1 protein-coding gene is annotated in these 930 nt (G+C 61.8%); it reads left to right on the top strand.

Going from position 1 to position 930, the window contains the following annotated elements; translation table 11 throughout:
* Positions 1–404, top strand: a 404-nt coding sequence (locus tag NKJ46_RS34655) for a tyrosine-type recombinase/integrase (protein ID WP_352671846.1), incomplete at its 5' end; no start/stop codon positions are given.
* Positions 405–930: the final 526 nt, after the last annotated feature.

The raw sequence follows: 930 nt of genomic DNA on the forward strand, positions 1-930 counted from the left end.
GCTGGCGCGAGGTCGAAATCGGCCGCGGCTCCTCCGACGCCACCTGCCCTGTGGTCGCTCTGCAGACCTGGCTAAGACTGGCGCGCATTGCGCACGGACCGCTGTTTCGGCGCGTTGCTGGTCAAGGCAGAGCCGTCGGTGCCGATCGCTTGAACGACCAGGAGGTCGCACGCCTGGTCAAGCGCACGGCGCTCGCCGCCGGCGTGCGCGGCGATCTGTCGGAGGGCGAACGGGCCAAGAAATTCGCCGGCCACTCACTGCGCGCCGGCCTCGCCTCGTCGGCCGAGGTCGACGAACGCTATGTGCAAAAACAGCTCGGCCATGCCTCCGCGGAGATGACGCCAAATTATCAGCGCCGGCGCGATCGTTTCCGCGTAAATCTCACCAAGGCGTCCGGGCTCTGATGCCCCCGTTTTCGCCGGTGAATGCAGTGAAGGGATCTGCGGGGATCTCCTGCGGCTTTTGAAGGCTAGCCTCGGTAAAGATCACGCTTGGAATTTTGAGCTTGGCGATGGACCGGCACGCCTGATCCGACGCGTTTGCCGCCAGTGCAGGCGCACATACAAATATGATCGCCAACAGCCTCGCCTCAGGCGGTAAAAGTGGGCGGGCACTGCCTTGTCCGAGGCATCAGTGCCAGCGTGCACCCGCGGTCCCGCAGCTTGAGCCCGTTAGCCAAGAACATACCCATCCTCCCTGGATGCGCCCGATAGCCCGAAAGCTGATCGCATTGGTAGCTAGTTGTGAGCTTTCAGTAGCTTGTCCATCCGGTCCGAACCGGGAAAGCTGAGATTGTCGAAGCTTCAGTGACTCCAGGGGGACCGGATGAACATCCATAAGAATACCGATAGTGTCCTGAAGGTTCTGCAAAAAGTTTTGGAGAGAGAACGGCGCTTGCTCTGAAGGGCGAGCGGCCATGGCACGGTGGTG

Source organism: Mesorhizobium sp. M0166 (assembly GCF_040322255.1).
GTDB lineage: Bacteria > Pseudomonadota > Alphaproteobacteria > Rhizobiales > Rhizobiaceae > Mesorhizobium.